Consider the following 5,911-nt stretch of genomic DNA (forward strand, 5'->3'; position numbering starts at 1 on the left):
CGTCCTGACCAATCATTGCGTACTTTACGGTTTCAGGCTCGCAAAGTACGCGCTTGCCTTTTTTAGGAATTCAATCTCCCGCTTGCGCAAATCAAGCTCTTTATGAGCGGCTTTGAGTTGACGCTCTAATGTTTGATAGTCTTGGCGACTTGGGCTTTGGCCTTTGGTTGAGGCAGCTTTAGGATTCTTCATGGTTTCATAAATCCAGTTCGTTAATGTACCGTAGTTTATACCCAAATCTCGAGCCAATTCCGCGTAACTCAGCTCTCCTGATAATGCTAAACTCACTGCCTCAGCTTTGAATGAGTCATCGTAACGATTGCGTTGCATTTGACACCTCTCTTTTTACGTTAAAAGGTGTCCGTCAATTCGAGGGCAGATCAACTTGATGCAGGCGATGTTAAATTCTATTTAGCCGCTACACCATGGATTCTTATAAATTATATTATGTTAAATTGCGTGTTATTTGGGGGTATTAGACTATTGTGAGACAGATATTTTTTGGAGTCCCAAAATGTATTTCGTCCTCTCAATATTATCATCAAAAGGCGGTGTTGGCAAAACAACTAACACTGCAAACATTGGAGCAGTACTAGCCGACCTAGGTTTTCGTGTCTTATTGATAGACGCAGATATTCAATCAAGCTTATCAAAATATTATGAATTGACCTACGTCGCTCAAGGCGGCTTGGTCGAAATGATTCATGATGGTGTTTTACGACCTGAGCACATTTCACAAACGACAATACCAAATCTGTCGATAGTCTTATCAAATGATGACGCGGGTAAAAACGTTCAATTTGTTTTAAACGACCGCGTCGATGCGCCATTGCGCATCAAGAACGCCATAAACAATCCGTTCATCCAAGAAAACTTTGACTTCATCCTGATTGATACCCAAGGAGCTTTGGGTCGTCTACAAGACGCGGCCGCATTTGCGTCCGACATTTTGTTATCGCCCGTTTCGCCCGACGTGCTCAGTGCCAAAGAGTTTTTGGCGGGCACAAAAGTCTTACTCGAACGATTTGACCAAGGCAAAGTCATGGGTTGGGCCGCGCCCACGATGAAAGCATTCATTTGCAAATTAGACTCGACCAAAAACGCGCGTGAGATTGCAAAGGATGTGAATGCTTCATTCACTGAATTGGGCGGCCGCGTTTCGATGATGAAAACGGCCATTCGCAGTGCCAAGGCCTATCCTGAAGCCGCAACTGCCCGTAGTCCAGTCCACTGCCATGAGCTTGTGCATCCAGGCAAACAAGAATCTGCATACGCAACAATGCACCGTTTCGTATGGGAGCTTTTCCCGAATTTGCTACACCAATACGGGACTTGCTTCGGTAATTTAACTGATGAACAACTCCAAGCAATTGCTGACTCTAATGGTTTGCAACTTGAAGAAGCCCTACCCTCCACTGCTCAAAATGCGGAGGTGGTGTAATGGGAGGAGTCAAGATTCCAAAGCGCATCATAATGACCAACACAGGCACAGGCGAAAAACCTGCCAATAACTTGACCAGTCCAAGTTTCCCGATGTCAAGTGCGCCTAAAAAATACGAAAACAATGCAATTATGCAGATGTCCATTTATGACATCGATGCGTATGATAATAACCCACGTAAGCATCGAAACCCACAAGAATGGGGCGAACTTAAGGATTCGATACGTGCAATTTTGGTGCAACAGCCCATCAAAATCACCAAACGGCCAGGAACAGATCGTTATATTGTGGCCGCAGGCGGTAATTCGCGCCTACAAATCCTCAAAGAACTGCATGAAGAAACTGGGGATGATAAGTACAAGTTCATTCCTTCAATATTCGTAGAATACGCGGATGAGTCAGACTTATTAGTTAAGCACATTCTCGAAAACGAACAACATTACGACGTGCCGTTCTGGGACAAAGCATGTGGATATGTTGACTTAGTGAAGTCATTGTCATTGACAGGTGAAACTCACAGAGCAATATCTGACGTTTTTATCACAAGAGGTTTAGCAGTATCACATGCAAAAATCGGCGAGTTTTTGTTCGCCGTAAATAAATTAAGTTTCTTGGAGCACTTGTGTCAATACCTATCGACCTACAAGACCATTGACTTACGCAAGTTGTTCAACGACCTTCAAAAATCAGAATTGTTGGAGCAACCAACCCCTGATGAATTTGAGGTTTTTTGGAGCAATAGCTTAAAAGATTTCGCCGAAGAACAACAGGATGCAACAGATTTAGACATTAAAAAGCTGATTGCGCACATCGAGCACGGGTTCTACAAACGCTGGCCCGCCAAGCCACGCACATCTAAAGTGCCTGAGCAAGCTCAGATCCATAAAAAGGGCCAACCAACAACACAACTGTCGCAACACACATCAAACGACGACGATGATGATTCTTTGGGGCAATCTCATGGGGGTTTGAATGCTGCCAAAGCATTCACGCCTGCAACGCAGGCGACGGGGTTCAATCAACAAGGTTTTGTGCGACAAGGGGTTGAGGGTGAGGCGGCTTCTCACGCCTCGCCCTCGCCTGCGGAATCGGCGGCGAAGCCGACGATGGAGCAGGCTGTTGTCCCCAATTCTCGCGACGAGGGTCGTTTCCAAATTCTCCAATATGCAGCTCTAATGCTTGATCACGTCAATCTCGGGGCTTGCTTACAAGTTGAAGCCAACATGCCATACATGTTTTGGCTGGAAGTCCCTCAAATTACATTAGACCCCATGGGTCCAGCCGTGCCGTTTCTAATCGACCAGTGCCATGAAAACGCACGCAATGTGTATTGGTTCTTGTTGGAAATGACTGGCCAGCATGACTTTCAAAACAATTACATGCACCTCATCCCTGATGACTCTGAGTACAAAAATGCGCAGTTATACAGAACAAACGGCGAATGGCGGCACATCGTTGAGCACGTTATTGGAACGGGCGACCCCAATATCGTGCAGTCCTGGTTGATGTACAGCAAAGACGATGAGTTTATCCGTTTGCTCAGAGGCTTTTTAGAAGCATATAGGACATTAGAAGGCGGTCATGAGCTCTAATAAAATCGACGAAATCCTAGTCTTATTGACGGCTTTTAGCCTAGTCAATGACGACTTGAAGATGGACGATATACCAAGCCAGCAAACCATATCACGCTTAAGACAACTCCCCACGCCTTCACTGATGAAAGTCGTGGGCGAGTCAATGAGTTTGGACTTGCACATTGATGTGCAGAAAGCGAATGTAGTCATGAATCGAGTCGAATTGCAGGAGCAGGAACGACAAAACTTCGTGTGGGCAATAGAAAACGGTGCGAGCAACAAAATGCTGACTAACCTATTTCCAGCCTTATTTGAATCGACTTTAGTCGCATCAATACGCGGTTCTAAATTTGGCTTTAACCGAAAGCCAACAATAAAGAACGAAGCTGCAAACGCCAAAATATTCAATGAATGGCGGGTTGCAATGACAAAACACGAAGGCCTGTTCGAACGGCTTAAATATGTGCATGGTGCACTTAACGGTGAATACGACTTGCAAGGCATCTATCACGCGGTCACTGAGTTTGAGGAGATTTAAAAATGAAACAATTACCAACAAACTTCTTCGGGCCGATGCACTACAACGCACTTATTTGTAGGGCTTTAGGTTCAACTAAAAGCGCCCTGCTTTTACAGCACTTAATCGACAAAGAAGCTCAGGGATTCATCTCTTTCAAACGTGCAGACCTTGAAAACGAAGTGCTGATGACCACACATGAAGTGAATAGCTCAATCATGCAATTGATGCGAATGAAAGCATTTGTTGACGGAAGCTATACCAATGGTATTTTAAAGTTTGCCGAAATTGATTTAAGTCACATTTTAGATTCAATAGACGATTCTAAATTTGCGAAATCGGGACATTTACTCATGAATATCATGACCCCGATAGAAATCAATCGCACACTTGCCATGATGTTTCGTGCACATGGGTTCAACATCAATCACGCTATTTTGATGACGCTATTCCTGCGCGAACAGCATCCTGCTGTTATGAAAGGCCATGAGTATACCGACTGGTTTAAAGCGGATTATACGCTTTGGCAAGATTTGGCAGGCTTAACAGAGAACCAAATCCGCCTTGTAAAAAAGAACCTCTCGACGCTTAATTTACTCGAAAGCGGTATGTTTGGGATGCCTGCCGAAAGGTGTCATCGCGTTAATCTCGTGTTGCTTAACGAGATGACCGATCATTATTTGGACTTGGTGACTTTAGAAGAACCTGTCGTCGTCAACCGTAATTCAGCCAAACAAGACGTTCTGTACCCATTGGCTCAAGGGTTTGGTGCATGAATACCAAGCAATTTGAGCAGCTCAAAGGGTTAAGCAAGCAGCTTAACCTTGAGCATTCTATTGCCATTTACAGACCACTGGTGACAGTTCTTGGCAGTGTTAAATCAGCCTTATTGCTCTCACAGCTCATTCACTGGACTGGTTGCGGTGTTGATGTGGTGCGTCATGACGGCTGGTTCTTTAAAACGTCGGTCGAACTCAAGGAAGAAACAGGACTGACTCAATACGAACAAGAAACTGCACGCAAGCAGTTAAAAGACTTGCGCGTGATTGAAGTGTCTATGCGGGGCAAGCCCGCTAAACCGTGGATCAAGGTTAATTTGGAGGGTTTGAGTTCAATTATTGCTCAGACTCTCAACATTAGCCCTGCTCGTGTATTGACGCTGGATGACATTCGGATGAAGTCAGGGGCATTTAAACAGCTTTTAGCGAATCCCCTACCCTATAGACCTAGTTTGGCTCGTATTGCAGGTAGCGTGAATGCAGGGTTAATGTTGACCTGCATGGTTCGTTGTCTTGAGACCAACCGTAGCCAAAACATTTCGGGATTTGTGACCAAGCATATCAGTGATTGGACTCGTGAAACGGGCTTAAGTTATGCCGAACAATTCAAAGCGCGTGAGTTATTGATTAAGGCTCAACTGATTGAAGAAAGACATTTGGTGTTGTCGCGCGAGATTTACAACTTCATTCGAATTGATATTTGCATTCGAAAAGTGCGTGAATTACAGGAAAACCAAAAAACCACGCTTCAAGGACTAAAAAACCACGCTTCAGGAAATATGGGCGATTCAAGCTATGGCGAAAGTCTAAATACTGCTATGGCTAAAGTCGAAATACAGCTACGGCAGAAGTCGAAATACAGCTATGGCGATAGTCGAAATACAGCTATGGCAGAAGTCGAAATTGTAAAGAATATAGATAACATAAATCTAAATAACAATAAGACTAAACAACCACAACCACAAAACAGTTCGGCGGAGTTCACCAAAACAGAATCCCCTGCCCTCGAAAAAAATGTTGTGGTGGTTGATGAGGGAATAAATCGATTGGTTTGGCCAGACAAATGGGATGGGGATATTCGAGCGTTGGTGTTCAAAGTGCTCAAGCCGATTCAAGTGGATGAGCAGCAGATGGTGCTTGACGAAGTGGCTGGCAAGCCTAAGCACATCAGCAACCCAGTGGGCTACGTTCGAATGCTTGTGAACTTGATGAAGGAAAACGCTTTTATCCCTGAATGTGCGCACCGAGTTAGAAAGAATCGTGAACTTGAAGCGGTGAGAAAGCAAGCAGAGCAACAAAAGCGCGAAGAACCGAATGTGAAAGCAAGTATCGAAGTTCAGCAAGCGGCGATGGCAAGGCTTAAAGGTTTGAGGTTCAAGGCTAGGGTTTGAGGTGCTGATGTTTGGAAAGCCCCTTTCCAAGAATTTGAGGAGCAATGTTTGGAAAGCCCCTTTCCAAGAATTTGAGGAGCAATGTTTGGAAAGCCCCTTTCCAAGAATTTGAGGGCAATGTTTGGAAAGCCCCTTTCCAAGAATTTGAGGAGCAATGTTTGGAAAGCCCCTTTCCAAGAATTTGAGGAGCAATGTTTGGAAAGCCCCTT

The 5,911-nt window shown here is 44.7% G+C and carries 7 protein-coding genes; 5 read left to right on the plus strand and 2 right to left on the minus strand.

What is annotated here, in order from left to right; translation table 11 throughout:
- Positions 1-24: 24 nt before the first annotated feature.
- Positions 25-330, minus strand: a complete 306-nt coding sequence (locus DFR44_RS10945) for a transposase (RefSeq protein ID WP_133619639.1) — start codon at positions 328-330, stop codon at positions 25-27.
- Between the two features lie 184 nt (positions 331-514).
- Here DFR44_RS10945 and DFR44_RS10950 point away from each other — a divergent pair, with 184 nt between their 5' ends.
- From DFR44_RS10950 to DFR44_RS10970, 5 genes are read left to right on the plus strand one after another with little or no spacing between them, the layout of a single operon-like run.
- On the plus strand, positions 515-1,441 hold the full coding sequence (locus DFR44_RS10950) for a ParA family protein (RefSeq protein ID WP_133621607.1): 927 nt from the start codon (positions 515-517) through the stop codon (positions 1,439-1,441).
- Positions 1,441-3,033 carry a ParB N-terminal domain-containing protein gene (locus DFR44_RS10955; RefSeq protein ID WP_133621608.1) on the plus strand — a complete coding sequence of 531 codons (1,593 nt, stop codon included), beginning with the start codon at positions 1,441-1,443 and terminating at the stop codon, positions 3,031-3,033. Before DFR44_RS10950 ends, DFR44_RS10955 begins: the two co-directional genes overlap by 1 nt.
- Positions 3,023-3,553 (plus strand): STY4526/YPO1902 family pathogenicity island replication protein, encoded by a 531-nt coding sequence (locus DFR44_RS10960; RefSeq protein ID WP_133621609.1) that lies wholly within the window; start codon positions 3,023-3,025, stop codon positions 3,551-3,553. Before DFR44_RS10955 ends, DFR44_RS10960 begins: the two co-directional genes overlap by 11 nt.
- A gap of 2 nt (positions 3,554-3,555) precedes the next feature.
- The gene (locus DFR44_RS10965; RefSeq protein WP_133621610.1) at positions 3,556-4,308 is read left to right on the plus strand and encodes a hypothetical protein; all 753 of its coding nucleotides are present in this window, start codon (positions 3,556-3,558) and stop codon (positions 4,306-4,308) included.
- Positions 4,305-5,702: a hypothetical protein gene (locus DFR44_RS10970; RefSeq protein ID WP_133621611.1), complete on the plus strand. Its 1,398-nt coding sequence runs from the start codon at positions 4,305-4,307 to the stop codon at positions 5,700-5,702. Before DFR44_RS10965 ends, DFR44_RS10970 begins: the two co-directional genes overlap by 4 nt.
- On the opposite strand, the gene DFR44_RS11610 is transcribed toward DFR44_RS10970, so the two are convergent.
- Positions 5,692-5,911 (minus strand): hypothetical protein (locus tag DFR44_RS11610; RefSeq protein ID WP_211336945.1); only part of this gene is annotated, 220 nt, incomplete at its 5' end. The two genes, DFR44_RS10970 and DFR44_RS11610, sit on opposite strands and share 11 nt — an antisense overlap.

This window comes from Hydromonas duriensis, assembly GCF_004363775.1.
Classification (GTDB): Bacteria; Pseudomonadota; Gammaproteobacteria; order Burkholderiales; family Burkholderiaceae; genus Hydromonas; species Hydromonas duriensis.

Bases quoted from the DNA above. Each gene is read 5' to 3' on its own strand.
- DFR44_RS10945 (WP_133619639.1), bottom strand. From the start codon at position 330: ATGCAACGCAATCGTTACGATGACTCATTCAAAGCTGAGGCAGTGAGT.
- DFR44_RS10950 (WP_133621607.1), top strand. From the start codon at position 515: ATGTATTTCGTCCTCTCAATATTATCATCAAAAGGCGGTGTTGGCAAA.
- DFR44_RS10955 (WP_133621608.1), top strand. From the start codon at position 1,441: ATGGGAGGAGTCAAGATTCCAAAGCGCATCATAATGACCAACACAGGC.
- DFR44_RS10960 (WP_133621609.1), top strand. From the start codon at position 3,023: ATGAGCTCTAATAAAATCGACGAAATCCTAGTCTTATTGACGGCTTTT.
- DFR44_RS10965 (WP_133621610.1), top strand. From the start codon at position 3,556: ATGAAACAATTACCAACAAACTTCTTCGGGCCGATGCACTACAACGCA.
- DFR44_RS10970 (WP_133621611.1), top strand. From the start codon at position 4,305: ATGAATACCAAGCAATTTGAGCAGCTCAAAGGGTTAAGCAAGCAGCTT.